This window comes from Bacteroides sp. M10 (assembly GCF_014334015.1).
Classification (GTDB): Bacteria; Bacteroidota; Bacteroidia; order Bacteroidales; family Bacteroidaceae; genus Bacteroides; species Bacteroides intestinigallinarum.
In genome coordinates this window covers 3,567,178-3,583,806 of sequence record NZ_CP060488.1, presented here as the reverse complement: position 1 = coordinate 3,583,806, position 16,629 = coordinate 3,567,178, and the positions used below count along the sequence as shown (strand labels likewise).

Annotated in this window: 12 protein-coding genes and 1 other RNA gene; 2 read left to right on the top strand and 11 right to left on the bottom strand. The window is 39.3% G+C overall.

The features are described 5' to 3' along the window. Positions 1 to 7: 7 nt before the first annotated feature. The 4 genes from H8796_RS12610 to H8796_RS12595 all read right to left on the bottom strand — a co-directional run bounded on the left by H8796_RS12610 (position 8) and on the right by H8796_RS12595 (position 8,475). Positions 8 to 523, bottom strand: a complete 516-nt coding sequence (locus tag H8796_RS12610; protein WP_117936584.1) for a sigma-70 family RNA polymerase sigma factor — start codon at positions 521 to 523, stop codon at positions 8 to 10. Positions 524 to 685: 162 nt separating this feature from the next. Next, positions 686 to 3,460: a two-component regulator propeller domain-containing protein gene (locus tag H8796_RS12605; RefSeq protein WP_158577284.1), complete on the bottom strand. Its 2,775-nt coding sequence runs from the start codon at positions 3,458 to 3,460 to the stop codon at positions 686 to 688. A gap of 708 nt (positions 3,461 to 4,168) precedes the next feature. Continuing rightward, positions 4,169 to 5,812 (bottom strand): glycoside hydrolase, encoded by a 1,644-nt coding sequence (locus H8796_RS12600; protein ID WP_117936580.1) that lies wholly within the window; start codon positions 5,810 to 5,812, stop codon positions 4,169 to 4,171. 17 nt (positions 5,813 to 5,829) lie between these two features. Next, the gene (locus H8796_RS12595) at positions 5,830 to 8,475 is read right to left on the bottom strand and encodes a hypothetical protein (RefSeq protein WP_117936578.1); all 2,646 of its coding nucleotides are present in this window, start codon (positions 8,473 to 8,475) and stop codon (positions 5,830 to 5,832) included. 203 nt (positions 8,476 to 8,678) lie between these two features. Here H8796_RS12595 and H8796_RS12590 point away from each other — a divergent pair, with 203 nt between their 5' ends. Continuing rightward, positions 8,679 to 10,106, top strand: a complete 1,428-nt coding sequence (locus H8796_RS12590; RefSeq protein ID WP_117936576.1) for a DUF4419 domain-containing protein — start codon at positions 8,679 to 8,681, stop codon at positions 10,104 to 10,106. Between the two features lie 68 nt (positions 10,107 to 10,174). Here the strand turns inward: H8796_RS12590 and ssrA are convergent. Next, positions 10,175 to 10,571, bottom strand: a transfer-messenger RNA (tmRNA) gene (ssrA, locus tag H8796_RS12585). 183 nt (positions 10,572 to 10,754) lie between these two features. Here ssrA and H8796_RS12580 point away from each other — a divergent pair. Next, positions 10,755 to 11,939 carry a lactonase family protein gene (locus H8796_RS12580; RefSeq protein WP_117936642.1) on the top strand — a complete coding sequence of 395 codons (1,185 nt, stop codon included), beginning with the start codon at positions 10,755 to 10,757 and terminating at the stop codon, positions 11,937 to 11,939. 1 nt (position 11,940) lies between these two features. Here H8796_RS12580 and H8796_RS12575 read toward each other — a convergent pair whose 3' ends face one another. From H8796_RS12575 to hpt, 6 genes are all read right to left on the bottom strand, one after another. Next, entirely contained in the window at positions 11,941 to 12,579 is a 639-nt protein-coding gene (locus H8796_RS12575) for a M23 family metallopeptidase (RefSeq protein ID WP_117936640.1), read from the bottom strand. Positions 12,580 to 12,616: 37 nt separating this feature from the next. Beyond that, positions 12,617 to 13,282 carry a B3/4 domain-containing protein gene (locus H8796_RS12570; RefSeq protein WP_117936574.1) on the bottom strand — a complete coding sequence of 222 codons (666 nt, stop codon included), beginning with the start codon at positions 13,280 to 13,282 and terminating at the stop codon, positions 12,617 to 12,619. 50 nt (positions 13,283 to 13,332) lie between these two features. Beyond that, a complete protein-coding gene (pgeF, locus tag H8796_RS12565) occupies positions 13,333 to 14,145 on the bottom strand; it encodes a peptidoglycan editing factor PgeF (RefSeq protein ID WP_004301904.1) in 813 nt (270 codons plus the stop codon). Further along, positions 14,142 to 15,308, bottom strand: a complete 1,167-nt coding sequence (gene obgE, locus H8796_RS12560; protein WP_004304678.1) for a GTPase ObgE — start codon at positions 15,306 to 15,308, stop codon at positions 14,142 to 14,144. Before obgE ends, pgeF begins: the two co-directional genes overlap by 4 nt. Positions 15,309 to 15,423: 115 nt before the next feature. Then, positions 15,424 to 15,993: an adenylate kinase gene (locus tag H8796_RS12555; protein ID WP_004301902.1), complete on the bottom strand. Its 570-nt coding sequence runs from the start codon at positions 15,991 to 15,993 to the stop codon at positions 15,424 to 15,426. A 67-nt stretch (positions 15,994 to 16,060) separates the two neighbouring features. Next, on the bottom strand, positions 16,061 to 16,597 hold the full coding sequence (gene hpt, locus H8796_RS12550) for a hypoxanthine phosphoribosyltransferase (RefSeq protein ID WP_004304676.1): 537 nt from the start codon (positions 16,595 to 16,597) through the stop codon (positions 16,061 to 16,063). Between the last annotated feature and the right edge of the window lie 32 nt (positions 16,598 to 16,629).

Genomic DNA, 16,629 nt, shown 5'->3' with positions numbered 1-16,629 from the left:
CTCTTTTTTATATACACTGTTGTAAATATGTACGCATCTCTTTCCTTGCTATAAACAAATGACATTCTACCGTTCGCTTACCGACATTCAGACGAGTAGCAATTTCTACTGACGAAAGCCCTTCAAAGCGCGTCAAATAATAAATTTGTTTTCGTTGCCTCGGAAAGGTTGCCAATTTCTTCTTCTCTAATGAAGATATGTCATTAGCCCAGACAATCTCTTCCGTTTCATTCGTACAAGAAGAAGTTTCATCGTAGAGATAGCTACTGATTTCTCTTGCCTTATAATAACGGCGAAGATAGTCAGTTACAATATTACGGGAAATGGTATAAATGAAATGTTTTACTGTATCTTCACAAAGCATTTGCTTATATTCCATCAGACGTACAAATACATCTTGTGCCAAATCTTCTGCATCACAACGATTGTTAATTCGATACGTTATAAAATCCACTACACGAGAATAATATTCAATGTATGAATCTACAATAATACTCTGGGATCTATCAGTTGCATTCTCCATAATATAAGCTTTGAGTTATGATTACGAACGCAAATATAAACTGTTAGTCTCATTTAAAGGCAAAAATTTGAAAGTGGTAGGTATCAATGCAAGGAAGAAAGACAACAAACAGATAAACAACTATATATCAACAACATATACAATTAAAAGCAAAGTCCCAAATCATTGTTTTGATACTCTGTCATGCTCTTGCTTCTGAATATACTCTAATGGAGTACATCCCATTTGCTTTTTAAACAGCCGGAAGAAAGACGACTTTGAATTGAATCCACAAGATTCTGCAATAGACATTAATGTGTATAAAGAAATATCCTCCTGTTTTTGCTTTTGAACAAAAGCTTCCACTCGATAATGAGCAACAAAATCGGAAAAGTTAGTATTCAATTTAAAAGAAAGACACTCTGATAAAGAAGAAATAGAGCAAGATAACGCCGCGGCAATATCCGCACTCTTCAACTGTTTGTTCAAATATGGTTTTTCTGTTTCAAAATAATGAATGAGTTGTTCATACAGGCGATCCAACTTTTCCTGACTGGATCTTGGAGTTTTAGGTTTATACGCCGCCGTATTTAACAATTCATCGTCAGAATCCTGTTTCATTTCTACTATCGACACTTTTCTCCGCCAATATTTCCACCCAATACCCAATAGCACAATTATGACAACTATGGCAGCGATACCATACGTAACATACCATGGATATTCTACAATAATTTCCAATTGAGTTTCATAATCAGAGTTCCCTTGTCCACGAACTCTCAACAGATATGTCCCAGCCGGCAAATCAGTATAGGACAAACAGTTATTCTCAATATTATATTTCCATCTTTCATCAAATCCCTCCAATATATATTGATAAGAATCCAAAGCTCCTAGATAGGTATGCATGGAGAAACATAATTCCAAATTGTTCTGAAACGCAGGCAATACCATTGATTTTGCATAAGCTGGAGTTACAGGACCTTGTTCCTGATCTTCCAACAATTGTTGCCGCTTCCCTGCAACCTTAACAGAACTAATACGTGGCAAGTCACACAATACAGCTTGTGACAACTGATAAGGATCACAAACAACCAATCCCATTTCATTAGCCCACCAATATCTGCCTTGACTATCCTTACTAAATGAGCGACATACTCCACCAGGTATCCCGGCTGATAAATCATACAACTGTTTCTTATTAGTCACCCGATTATAACGCAGAATCCCTTTCATCGTAGCAATCCACCACACATTCTGTTCATCTTCATAAACGCTATAAACTGTATTATGTGGCAAAATATTATCTTCAGAATAAATATCAATCTCCGTTCCCCGTTCATTCAAAACAATCAGCCCCATCCGATCGGTACAAATGAACATCTTTCCATTCTTACTTCTGGATATGTTATTTATCTGTGCTTTAGATATATTTTTCAATTTATCCTTTCCCTCAAAGGTATCCGTTATTTTACGAGTAACCTTATCCAATAAAAAAATACCATCAGAGGTTCCGATCCATAAACGATTACGGGAGTCGAAACATAAAGACAAAGCAGAACATCCCGGATATTTATTAGTATCCAGCAGATATATATCCGTCTGATTTGTATGCATATTATAATAGAGCACCTTTTCAGATGTAGCTAACCATATCCCCTCTTCATCTGACAAACAAGAATAAAACTGTGTTCCTCTATATACGTTTTCTTCAGAGAAGGTCCTGAAAGAATTCTTTTTCAAAGAAAAAAGAACAAGCCCTTTTGTTGTACCAATCAAGTAATCATCACCACCAAATGGTTGAATAAATAAAATAGAATTAGAAAGTAATGCCGGGTAATCTTGAGTGGTGAAAGTCTGAACACGTTTTTCCGCTTCGGAAACCAACAGTAATCCATTCCTTGTTCCTATTAATTTTATATCATCCGAGACAATGCAAAAAGAACGTACCTGACGATTGAAAGTAGTAAAATCCGTGCCAGGAAGTCGATAAACATTAAAGGCATCATTTTCAATCTGTGAATAAGCGATTCCCCCGGAAAAAATGCCCAACCACAAAGTCGTTCCTTTCTTATACATAGAATAAAACTGGTTAGACCGAAGTCCGTTTTTCATATCTTCATCAGCTGCGATAGTATATTGCAACCGGTTCGTCGTACATGAGAGCACTTCTATCCCCCACGTTGTATTTACAAATAGTTGCCCACCATCAATAATCAAGGGATAAGTTCTTTTTTTATCCTCCATTGCGAACTCATTCATAAACCTGCGACTCTTCATGTCGAATCGTAACATTGAATTGTATTCAGCAGAAATATAAAGAACATTTTTATACGAATTTAGAGAAGCCTGAAAAAATGGGTTGAATTTCAACGGCCAAGCATACTTTGTAACTTTCCCGGTCTTAGTTTCCAGGTTTAACAACGCTTTTTCAGTAAGCAACCAATAGTCAGTGAGAGTATTCTCCAATATAGAAAACACTTGTCCTTCATCAGCAATCACATGTGACAATACTCCTTTGTCATAGACAAAAAGCCCAGCAATAGCAGCTACATACACTTTTTCGTCTTTTCCCCAATGGATAGCACTAACTCTTTGTAGTTCCTTTTTTCCCTCACAAAGAATAGATTCCATTTTACGTGTTTTCAAGTTAATACGGGCAAGCCCATTCTCCATACCTACCCATAACCAATTTCCTTCCGTTTCAGCCAAAGCTCGAACCTGCTTGTTTTCAAACTCTGAATAGATCTCCGTATTAATCCCATCATAACGACACAAGCCTGTATGAGTACCAATCCATAGAAATCCATTATCATCCTGAAGCATTACATTAGCCGTACTGTAGGGTAATCCATTCTCGGCTGTCAAACGGTTAAACTTCAAGTCTCTCGCCAACAGATATTGTGGATTAAGTATGTTTAGCAATATTATAAATAATACAACGAGTATGTTTTTCATCCTTTTCACATTCTGTTCCCTGCAAATATACATTATTATTTCATTCAATAAGTATATAACATTGAAAAAATAAAGTCGGTTGTCAACAAGGGATGCTTCATATTAACCCTTATTATCAACAAGAATCTATACAATGCAGGGAACATCGGTCAAGTTTCTTTCCTGATGTTCGTTTTTTAAGATTTTGTAGAAAACCGATTGTTCTAAAAATGATAAATCAAAGAATAAACTGTATAAATCACCGCATTAATATGCATAAATAAAGAGTTTTACTGCATAAGATCAGAACAAATATGCACTTTTTGCACCCATAAAGCATCCGTTGGTTTAAAACAATCGATGTGTTCCTCGGTGTCGGTTGACTTGACCGACACCGAGGAACACATCGATTGCCACCGGGGAACACCCAAAAGGGTCATTGAGAGCTTGTTTTTCCTCTAGTTATAGTTTTAATATCGGCATAATAAAAGTATTATAATGATAGGTCATTCAACACTTAGTCACGCATTCAACTAATTAAAAAGCAAAACACGTTTCCATTTAACCAATAAATACGTGAAATAATAAAAAACGAGAATTTCCTATTCAGGATTAACAGGGTTTTTCCGTTCCGCTTAATAAGGAGTAGCAATTATGCCCTCTATTGATTATTTTAATATTCTATTTTTAAGAATAATCGTTTTTTCATATTCAGGCATTTTTCCATAATTACAGTTCACGAATTAACACGCAGCTCCACGGAGCCAATTCAGACTTCCAAACAAAAGTACCTTCTGAATCCACCTTAATAATCTGTTTATCCGTATTCCAGGCAGCCTGTTTCAAATAATCGATTTCTTTGTAACCGGGCGAATGTGGAGCACCTATTTTCAAGTAATCATCATACACATTACCATGATCTTTATCCAATATCTCAATTTCAAAAACAGTGCCCGGTTTTAATCCTTTCAATGCTATATCCACTTTTTTAGATGATGCTTGCATGTAACTGTTGAAATTCGCTGCCGAAGGTACGGCTTCTTCATATTCTGACGGATAATTAAAGGCTACAGCCGATATTTTGCCCGTTCGAGAAGAACGGCTCACAAACAACGGATCTTTATAATACAGTTTCTCATCGCCTAATTGGTGCAACATACGATAAGCATGAAAAGAAGGTTTCACCAACCCTTGGAAATTAATCATTCCAAAACCACCATGAAAAATTTCCTCACCACCTCCTTTTTCTTCGAATACATCCGTGAATGTCCAGTACATCAACGAATTGGCCATTCCCAAACAATCTAAGTTGGTTTTCAAAATATAGGCTGCCGGCGGCAGGACATCATGCATACGATCACGACTATTAGGACTTGTACTCCATTCTGTCAGGTGAATTTCCGCATCAGGATATTTACTGCCTGCAATCTGCTGACGCAGCCATGTTATATCATCATGCAGGGAATGTACATAGCGAATGGCATCCTTACTACGCCCCGTATCCGGATCTAAAGCATAATCTGTGGGATACGGATGAGTTGAAATAAAATCAACCGGCAGATTTTCCTTTTCACAAAAACGAAGAAAATCTTCAATCCATACACCTTTCCATTGTTTGGTATTTATTATATCCTGTGAATAGAAAACAGACTTTTTATGATCCATTATTTCACCATCATGACGATTATCTGCTATAAAATTACTGGTTGCAGGTCCCCCTACTTTCAGCCTTTCGTCTACAGATTTTATAGCCTTAACGGACTCTTTGTACATACGGAAGTAATCACTTTTTGTCCCGTCGAAAAAACCGGCTTTCGGGTTCAGATTCAGATTCGGCTCGTTCCATACTTCAAAATACCAAGTTAAAACTTCATCAATGCCATATCTGTCAACAACATGTTGTGTAAATTCCTTTACCAAATTATGCCATTTATCAAAGTTATTGCGGTCCACAGATACATTATTCTGATACCACATTTGTTGCTTACTATCTTTTGCAGCAATGTCTTTCGGGAAAAATGATAATTCTACAAAAGGTTTTACTCCCAGAGCCAGCATACGATCGTAAACTTCATCTATATATTGCCAGTTATAGACTACTCGCCCATCCGGTTTCTTGAAATAGACAAACATGTCATCGCCAAACAAACCATGCATACGCACATATTGAAATCCACAATAGTCTTTCACTAATTTCAAATGCTCCAACCATCCGGCACGCAAACCTTCATTTGCACGACCTGCTCCAACTCCGACACTCCAATAATGAGTGAATGGTTCAGCATCTCCTTTTACGTCAATTGTTTGTGAAGAGACAGGAACTGCAAATAGAGCCGCTGCCGCTAGTGTCACAAAAAAGTTCTTCTTATCCATTACAATCTTATAAATTATTATTTAATATTTAGTAGTTTATTATATCCTTCGTCCAAGATTCTTTCCATCTTTCCAATCTTTACTTTCACTGGCCCTGTAGCAGAATAATACCAATTTCCGTCTACCTGATAAATTGTTGCATAAACATTCTGTTCCGCTTCTAATGAGTAATTTCCTTTTTGAAGAAGTCGTCCTTTCCCTAAATACATAGAGTCTATTTTTCCACCCACCTCACTTATCAAGCCGAATGTACCGCTAAAAAATGTACGTGAAGCCAATGAATACACTTGTGAATCTGTTGCACTGAATACATAATCTTCTCTTTTATTTCCTGTCAGCACTTTTACTCCTGCACAATTTTCCCCAACCGACATAGCTGTAACTTGTTTAACATGAGGAGTATCGCCTTTATAGGCTTCATATACTGAAACAAACGGATGAGCTTTTGCGTTATTATCTTCCTGACGAACAATCAGGGTAGGTGTCACAGAAGGTGGCATAGACACATTCCCCGGAGTTAATCCTTTATTTAAGGTAGTAGCCGGAGCGTCTACCTTATAAATCTGACGCCCCTTTTCTCCTGTCATCCATAAACGGGCTGTTATATTTTCGGGCATTGTCCAACTCGCTATAAAATTCCGGTCATATTCAGTTTTTCGGATATTAGTAAACCATTCATAACCCACATGATACGTTCTCTCCAATTTATCCTGTCGATTAAATGAAAGAATATTTCCGCGCACATCAACTACTTCAAGATTTGTTCCAACATTATGGAACAGATAATCATTATCATTCAAATCTGAACGGAAAATATCAATGTAATAGCCGTCTGAATCGGACGTACGGACTAAGGCAACGGTTCTTCTTTTCTCTCCTGCCGATATATCTGCAAAATTCAAGAATGGGGTGAGTGCCTTCTCATTCACAAATTTACCAGTCTCTACTTTCGGTTCCATCGCTTCAATAACTATTTTTCCTTCTGAATAGCCGGGAAGTATAGTATTAGCCCCTGCAGGAGACTGATGATAGACATGGTCTTTGCTCCAATAAGACTCATAAGCGGCAGCATCCGGTGCCAAAGCATATCCATAGCCATATAATTGCAAAGCTAATCCATTTGCCGTCAGGTGATATCCATTTGTTCCACCATAAAGCGCAGCCATCATTTTAAACGGACCAGTCCAATTCTTCATTGTAATGAAACGGTGATGTGGAGAATAGGAAGTCCTTTCATTTATCTCTGATTTTACTACCGGAATAGTAGGAACATAAGTACAAATACCTGTCCAACCGACATTTGAACGGTCGTATTTTCCTAATAAAAGTCCTTTATTTAAAGCTGCGGCAGTAGATTCAATGCCTTTTTTGTTAGCAGTCTGTGTATAATATGTCAACAAATTCTCAAACGTAAGAAAATTTGCACTGCCTCCACGTGAATCCCCGAATACAACCATATTGGCTGCATCATCCATCCAGGGAAAAACCGCCATTGCTGCTTTCTGCAAAATCGGATTATCAGCAATAATATCTATCCCCGAACGCTTCAACAATATAGCCCAATCCAATAGCATTTGAATTGTTCCGAAAGAATATCCCGGCGACTCCGGCCATAAACCTGTCACAGGATCATACGTCTTCACCATATCCGGAATAGCATCATGATATATTGTCGACTCATTCGTCAAATAATGCAGATAATAATCTTTTCCTTTCCCATCCGGATATGCTTCATTCTCCTCCAGCACAAGAATCGGACGTAATATCATATTCCAACCATTCACATTCCAGTTGCCTGATTTTGCACCACGAATAAGGCCAATATCAATAAAACGTTTAAAAACAATTCCTGCAACTTCTTTTGTTTCTTTTCCTATTTCTTTCAGATGAACATGAGGATTAGCTTTCAAATAATCGTAAAGAAAATCATATACAGTAGCGGCGTGTAAAGCAAGATCGTCATGTATCTGTTCATAATCATAATATCCGCAAATTCCTCCCGGCTCCCAACCTCCGGCACCTCCTGTCGACTTTTCAGGATCGAGAATGGGATTCATATAATAAGTCCCTATCAACCATGTATTAAAAATATCTGCCGCAAAGCGTGCAAATTTCTTTTCCCCTGTCACCCAGTAAACAAATGCTGCATTCTCGGCAAGAGTCAGTATTTCTACGTTGTTGCCACGCACCATATGCCCACTCTCTTTATATGGCACTAGTACAGGAGGCTCTGAAGGATTTTGTCTATTAAGTCCAAGCATATCTCCCGTTTCATTATATGGTTGCCTATCTTCTAAAGGAACATTATAATATTTATTCCAAGTGCGCATACCCGGCATACGAACTGTAGGAACAGGTGCATTCCCTTCCCCTCTATCCCAGTTCTGATTTTTTAAATAGCATTGAGTATATCGTTCACCCTCTTTCCAATACATGGCAAGACGTGAAATAATCCATTGAGGATCTGCAGCATGGCGATCTGCATATTTCTCAACATTTCCGCGTATTTTATTAAACGCTTCTTTTGCCCATTCTTCATCAGCTATTTTTTGCTGAATAGTCTCTTTATCTGATGCAGAAGCATAAATGACAGGATGTCCCTGTGCTTTCAACGTCCACATATTACCTAAGCAGACAACAATAAGTAACAATATATTTTTCATTGAACAATTATTATTTCTCTATTTACTAAGCCTATCTATTCAAACATACGAATAAATAAATGACGATACGTAATTATGATAATAAAAATATTCAAGACTTTATTTTGTCTATTTCTTATATTACTTTGCTATATTTGCATATTATCTATTAGAATCATAGGTATTTTCGATTAATTCTTACTACCATACAATCTTTTAAGATTATGAAAAACATACTATTTGGCTTATTAATATCTTGCAGTATTCCCATATTTGCTCAAAATGGAATCACTTTTAAAGTTGAAAAACTTTCAAAGCCTGAAAAATTACTTCATTTATATTCCCAAGACGACATTTATAAAAGTCTTATATTATCATACATGGACATAGAGCCTTATGAAATAAAAAAGAAGAATATCGAAATTCCTTATCATATCATTGCAAAGAGCCAATCTCCCGACAGTCTGGTATCCTTTGGAACTAATTCTTTTTTCAACGGTATGTATCAGGCTTATGCAGATCACAGACCATTTGTTCTGTCCCCAGACATGATTTGGCTACTAATCAGCCAAGGATTTGCACGACATATAAATGCCAATCAGGAATCAATAAGAAATAATCTCGTTGATTTCTCCGGCAAACTGTCCTTAATTGTAAGAGCAGACAAGAAACTGGAAGACCCTACTTTTTCATGGGAAGAGCTCTTTCCTCAATTCACAAAACAAATATCAGAATATGTCGGTAACCATCTGACTGAATTGCTCACCTGTAATTTTTCAACAACCACTTCCTTAGAGAAAGTTGCTTCTGAAATAACAATCATGGAAGCTGTGAAGCCATACTTTGAGTTTATAATCATACGCATAGTCTGTGGAATACCTAAAATAACCCTTGAAGGAACTCCGGAGGACTGGGAAAAAGTTCTACAGAAAGCCAGAAGCCTGAAAGAATATAAACTCGAATGGTGGATTTCCGAACTGGAACCTCTTCTGGAAGAATTTGTCAAAGCCTCCAAAGGCCAGGTGGACAAAAGCTTTTGGCGCAATATGTTCAAATATCATTCACAGAAGCAATACGGCGCTCCGAATATTATTGATGGATGGATCGTTAAATTTTTCCCTTATGACAAGGAAGGAAGAAGAAATAATCTGAAACAACTTGAAGGCAGAAATTGTCTCCCCGATGAAATAGTGAAGGTAGATGTAAAGTATCAGGAAGTATATACTGATGCCGTCAAAGAGACTCCATTAGAATTTTGGGCAGGTTTCATCGGACTGGAGCAAAATAGTAAGAATTTTGCTCTGCGACCACAAATTGGTTGGATGGTCAGAAAGAAAGACGTTAACAATGACGGATTAAAAAACAAGTTGAATGCTGATGCCCAAAATGACGGCTGGGGGAGCGGCATTAACATTAGGGTAAAGGAGTTTCCTACTGTCTTGTTAGAACTGAAGGAGATAAAAAGGTTGGATATCCAGTTTATCGATAAGATCGATATACCGGATGAAATATCAAAGATAAAAATTGAATCGTTGACCCTATATGGAAAGATAACCAAAGAGGGAATAGAGCGCATTAAAAAGCTATTGCCCGATACGGATATAAAAATAAATGGCTCGCGAGGTGGAATAAATTCATTGATAGCCCCATAAAAAAAGAACACTCAATGTTACTATTGCAACGTTGAGTGTTCTCTTTATAGATACTAATGATTAGTATAAAGTGGAGCTGGAGGGAATCGAACCCTCGTCCAAACGAGGAAATCATAAGCTTTCTACATGCTTATCTTTGCCTAAATTTTCGTGCAGGAACAGAACCAAAGCCATCAATTCCTGCCTTATCCTCTAAAGTTTCATCAAAAGTGCGAGGCCACTTCCAACTATCCCCGATGTAACTGCACCACTGAACCGGAATGCTTCGGAGCAACAGCTTCCGAGTGATGTCTCGTCCTGGCACCTAGTGCCTGGATTAAGCTAATCTACTGTGATTCGATTAAGCAGCAAGAGCGTAATTAGTTTCGCCAGATAAAATTTTGATAACTGATATTTAAGTGGAAATTACCGACCCACTGCATGCTTACCTACCATTTCTGCCCGCTGTCAAATCCAGTCAACCCCAAATTCTTATTCGTACAGAATAGCGATTATTTAGAACGCTTTCCAAGGGTGCAAAGATAGGAAATGTTTTCTAAATTACGAGAAGACGTTAGCAAATATTATATCAAAGCATTATCTTTACGGAGCTATTTCATACTTAAAATGAAAAAGCATCATGAAGAACCAACCAATAACATGCTATTTATGAAGAAGACATTTCTATCTAAAACATTTATATTCAACTCATTCGCTGCTGTTTGTATATTAGGAATCAGTATCAGTAGCTGCACATCTAAAAAAAAGACTCATATGGAAACAACCGGTACTACGGAAAATGAATTAACGATGTTAGTAGGTACTTACACTTCAGGAACCAGTAAGGGTATCTATAGCTTCCGCTTTAATGAAAAAGACGGAATTGCTGTCCCGTTGAGTGAAGTAGAAATAGAAAATCCTTCTTATCTCGTTCCATCCGCTGACGGAAAATTCGTTTATGCAGTCAGTGAATTTAATGATGAGCGGGCTGCTGCCAATGCATTGGCTTTCGATAAAGAGAAAGGTACTTTCCAACTATTAAACTCACAAAAGACCGAAGGGGAAGACCCTTGCTATATTATCACTAATGGTAAGAATGTGGTGACTGCCAATTACAGTGGAGGCAGTATTTCTGTTTTTCCTATTGCTAAGGATGGCTCTCTCCTTCCTGCTTCCGATATCCTGAAGTTTGAAGGTTCGGGAGTAGACAAGGAACGACAGGAAAAATCTCATTTGCACTGTATACGGATTACTCCGGATGGAAAATATCTGTTTGCTGATAATTTAGGAACAGATCAAATACATAAATATGTCATCAACCCGAATGCAGATATCACCAACCAAGAGAGTTTCCTTAAAGAAGGACAACCAGCAGCCTACAAAGTAAAAGCCGGTTCAGGCCCTCGCCATCTGACATTTGCCCCGAACGGTAACTATGCTTATCTGATAAATGAGTTATCGGGCACAGTCATTGCTTTTGAATATAAAGACGGAAACCTGAAAGAGATGCAAACGATAGCTGCTGATACTGTGGGAGCCAAAGGAAGTGCAGACATTCATATCAGCCCGGATGGAAAATTCTTATATGCCAGTAATCGCTTGAAAGCAGATGGCATCGCTATCTTCCGGATTCATCCGGATAACGGAATGTTGACGAAAACAGGCTATCAACTTACAGGGATTCATCCGCGTAATTTCATCATCACGCCTAACGGTAAATATTTGTTAGTCGCTTGCAGAGATAGCAATGTGATACAAGTTTATGAAAGAGATGCAGATACGGGATTGCTAACGGACGTGCACCTGGATATAAAAATAGACAAGCCGGTTTGTATACGGTTTGTTCCATCATAATTTACTTCTTATTCTGCGCAACCCGGTTATCAGGAATGTGAGTCTTCACAACGATTTTACTTCCATTCCTGGTACACTTGATACATTCTTTCCGCAATGTTCCCTCTTTCAGGTTGAAAATCAGATTCGGATTGAAGTGTTCTCCGTTGATACGGGTTTCGAAATGCACATGTTCGGTAGTGGCACGGCCAGTACGCCCGGTTAGTGCGATAGGTTGTCCGGCTTTTACGATATCACCGCTTTTAACCAGATTCTTGAAGTTGTGGCTATAAAGGGTTTCTAATCCGTTAGCGTGACGGATGACAACTATATTTCCATAGGCATAATACGGCTTTGCCATACGTACCACTCCATCAAAAGCAGCACGAATCGTATCTTTTGCACAGGTTTTAATGTCTGTTCCCGAATGCCCTCCACGAGTTCCATAAGCAGAGATTACTTTTCCTCCGGGTAAGGGAAAAGCATATTCGTGATCTTTCAAAGAGTCCAAACGCAGATAGATGTGATTATCTTTAGCAAATAGTCCGGGAGTAGCTACTCGAACATCGCTCACTTCCCGGGCAGAGAATGAAGATTTATTCTGTCCGTTGGCAACCAGTGGCAATAATAAAACAGTCAGGAAGATAAGTATGTTTCTCATGTATTTTTTCTTTTTCAAGCCGGAGAAGAAAGCCTCATTATTCAAAGAACATGATTTCGCCTCCATCCGATTCTGCATAGTTTCTTAATAAAGTCTGAATCATTTCAGCAGCTTCTTTCAAGCCATCTTTCCCATTATAACCGTTGACTATCGCCAGGATATGAGTAGTTCCGAGATCCATCTTCGTACGTTCGTGATCGCTTGTCGGGGTTCCGATTCCTCCGAATGAATCGCGATATACGGGTAATCCTTCAATATTCAACACACCGCGTCCGATACCTTCAAACGGTTCTCCAGCTTTGCCGATACCGAGTTCAAGATGTATACCTTGTATTTTATCCGCATCGAAACCACCGATAGAATGTCCCGTACGAAGAGACACGAGGTTAATCAGGTCTACCAACGTATCAATCTGATATAAAGGGATTCCGCGCATCAGGCGGCGACGCAAAGCTTCGGCTGACGGACGATAACGTCCGGGGTCTTTGCCACAACGTTTATAAGCCTCACGGGTAGCAAAGATAACAGGTTGATGTTTGATGTCTTCCATCTGTGTAGTGGAAGTCAGTTGTTCGGTGAAAGCATTGATTTCGCGCCAAAGACCTTCGCTGTAAGCAGTATTCTTCACTGCAGCATACACGGCGGCTCCGGCGAAAACCGGGCATGCGTCTTTTATTTCTTTAGATACTTTTATTTCAAACATAACTTATCATAAACTAATCATCAGCGTCCTGCAATTACAGACACCAATTATTACTTTCTAATCATTATTCCCGACAAGATACGACCGGAATCTATTCCCAGTCTACGTGCAGAGAAGAATTCATCATGATGAATATAGGTACAGATGCCAGCTACTTCTATCTGTTCTGCAGGCACTCCGGCATTCAGTAATTCAATCCGGTTGGCTTCCCACAAATCAATATGATATTTGCCCGTCTCCTTCTTCTTCATAGAAATAAGAGACATATCGAAACCGCTTTCTTTAAAAGCATCATACACCTCATCACCTACTTCAAATGATTCGAGCGAAATGCTCGGCCCGATGCAAGCTACCACATCTTCGCCTTGCGTCCCGAATTTCTGATTCAAGTGATCCATCACATGACTGACAATATGCTTCACAGTTCCTTTCCATCCGGCATGAACGGCAGCCACAACGTGTTGTTTTTTGTCGTACAGCAATACAGGAACACAATCCGCCGTCGTGACGCAAACGCAATATCCCGGCACATTAGTTATCAAGGCATCCATTCCTCGCAAAAGTAGCCGTCTCATTTCTAATGACTCTTTAAAAAATGATTCATTGATAATCAGACTGGCACAACCATGGCTCTGTTCAGGAATAAACAACTCCTTTATCTGATGATTCATGCACTGAAACAACCAGCTCTGATTGCGATTGACGTTCATGCATGAGTCGTTGGTATAAGGCGAACAGTTGAAAGAGCCGTAAGCTCCGGTGCTTATACCTTCGTGACGCGTTGTTACGAAATGAGCTACCTCGGGATATACATCCAGTGACTTATATCCCTTCAACTCATTATTTTTTGTAAGTGAAATCATTTTTCTTCCCAATCTTCTTCCTCGTATTCATAGTCGATATCATCGTCATCATCATCAACATTGTCATCATATTCATAAACAATGTCTTCATCTTCGCCCATGTCTTTGAGCTCCTGTTGCAGACGGGTTACGTCCTTCGGACGGTGAACGATGTCCTCTATCTTATTGCTTTCCTTATTCAGTTCTTCCCAAAGAATGTCTTTCAACACCGAGATACCCAAACCGGAAACAGAAGATATGAATACGTGGGGAATGCCTTCCGGCAATGTAGGTTCTATTTCGTCCATCAATTCCTGATCGAGCATATCGCTCTTGGTGACAGCCAACACACGTTGCTTGTCCAACATTTCAGGATTGAAAGTACGCAGTTCGTTCAGCAAGACTTCGTATTCCTTACGAATGTCGTCACTGTCTGCCGGAACCATAAACAGCAGTAATGAATTGCGCTCGATATGACGCAGGAAACGCAGTCCCAAGCCTTTACCCTGACTGGCTCCCTCGATAATACCCGGTATGTCCGCCATCACGAAAGACTTTCCACCGTGATAGGAAACGATACCCAGATTGGGTTCGAGCGTAGTAAACGGGTAATCTGCAATTTTCGGTTTGGCAGCCGAAATAGAAGAAAGCAAAGTTGACTTACCCGCATTCGGGAAACCTACCAGACCAACATCGGCAAGCAGTTTCAGCTCCATGATAACGGTCATTTCCTGCATCGGTTCTCCCGGCTGCGCAAAACGCGGAGCCTGACGGGTTGCCGTCTTGAAATGCCAGTTACCCTGACCACCGCGACCGCCTTTGAGCAAGATCACTTCCTGTCCGTCTTCTGTTACGTCGCAAAGATATTCCCCGGTCTCGGCATTATAAACGACCGTTCCGCAGGGCACTTCTATTACTTTATCCGCACCGTCTTTTCCGAAACTACGTCCTTTGCTCCCCGATTCACCATGACCGGCCATTGCGTGACGGTCATACTTCAAGTGCAACAATGTCCAGTAATTACGGTTACCGCGCAAGATGATATGACCTCCTCTTCCACCATCGCCCCCATCGGGACCTCCGTTAGGACAATATTTCTCGCGCCTCATGTGCGTAGAGCCTCTTCCGCCCTTACCCGAGCGACAGTATATCTTTACGTAATCAACAAAATTCGATTCAGCCATATTCTTTTTAAGTAGTTAAAGTAGTCAGTAGTTAGAGTAGTTAAGTAGAATACTCCGGCTACTGACTGACTTATTCATTTATAATAGTGTATTGATAATTAGTAAGATTACTAAATTACAATTTATCTACTGCTTCGCAGATTTCAGCAAAGATACCTTCCATAGTACCCAAGCCGTTGATGTGTTGGTATTTCTTTTCGTTCTTGTACCAGTCGATCAGTGGGGCAGTCTGTGAATGATATACGTGCAGACGTTTTTTGATTGTCTCTTCGTTATCATCAGCACGACCGGAATCCTTACCACGTTTAATCAGACGTACCATCAGTTCTTCTTCCGGAACATCCAGGTCAACCATTACAGAAACATCCTGTCCTCTTTCTGCCAACATTTTCTTTAATGCTTCAGCTTGTGCAATTGTTCTTGGGAAACCGTCGAAAATTACCCCTTTGCTATCTTTGAAGCTGTCGAATACGCTTGCCAGAATATCAATCATTAATTCATCAGGAATCAATTGACCTTGGTCGATGTAACCTTTAGCAGTTTTACCCAGTTCTGTGCCATTCTTGATTTCAGCACGCAATACATCTCCTGTTGAGATGTGATTGATTCCATACTTTTCTACAATACGTTCGCTCTGTGTTCCTTTTCCTGAACCCGGAGCACCGAAAATTACGATGTTCAACATTTTGTTATTTACAATTTAACGATTTACTATTTACCATTTAAACTGGTACCTATTTAATATTAACTGTTTAATCTACTACTGTATAAATATCGGGATAGTTGCGTCCGAAACCATCATAATCCAGTCCGTAACCTACGATAAAGTCGTTCGGGATTTCCATTGCTACGTATTCGATGTTCAGATTGACCTTGAGTTTTTCAGGTTTCACTAGCAGAGAAGCAATATGGATTGCTTCAGGGTTGCGTGTACCCAGTGTATCCAACAGGCGTTGCATGGTTAGCCCGGTATCTACAATATCTTCTACAATAACTACTGTACGTCCGGCAATGTCTTCATTCAGTCCGATCACTTCCTTAATCACTCCCGAGGAAGTCACTCCCTGATAAGAAGCCAGTTTCACAAACGAAATCTCGCAAGGGATGGTGATGTGCTTCAACAAGTCGGCGGTAAACATAAATGAACCGTTCAACACACTAAGGAAGAGCGGATTCTTACCTGCCAAGTCGCGGTTGATTTCGTTCGCTACGCGAATCACTTCTTTCTGAATATCCTGTTCCTTAATAGAAACAGTGAACTGTTTGTCTTTTATCTGAATGGTATCCATAACCGGTAATTTTAAAAATAACCTTGCAAAAA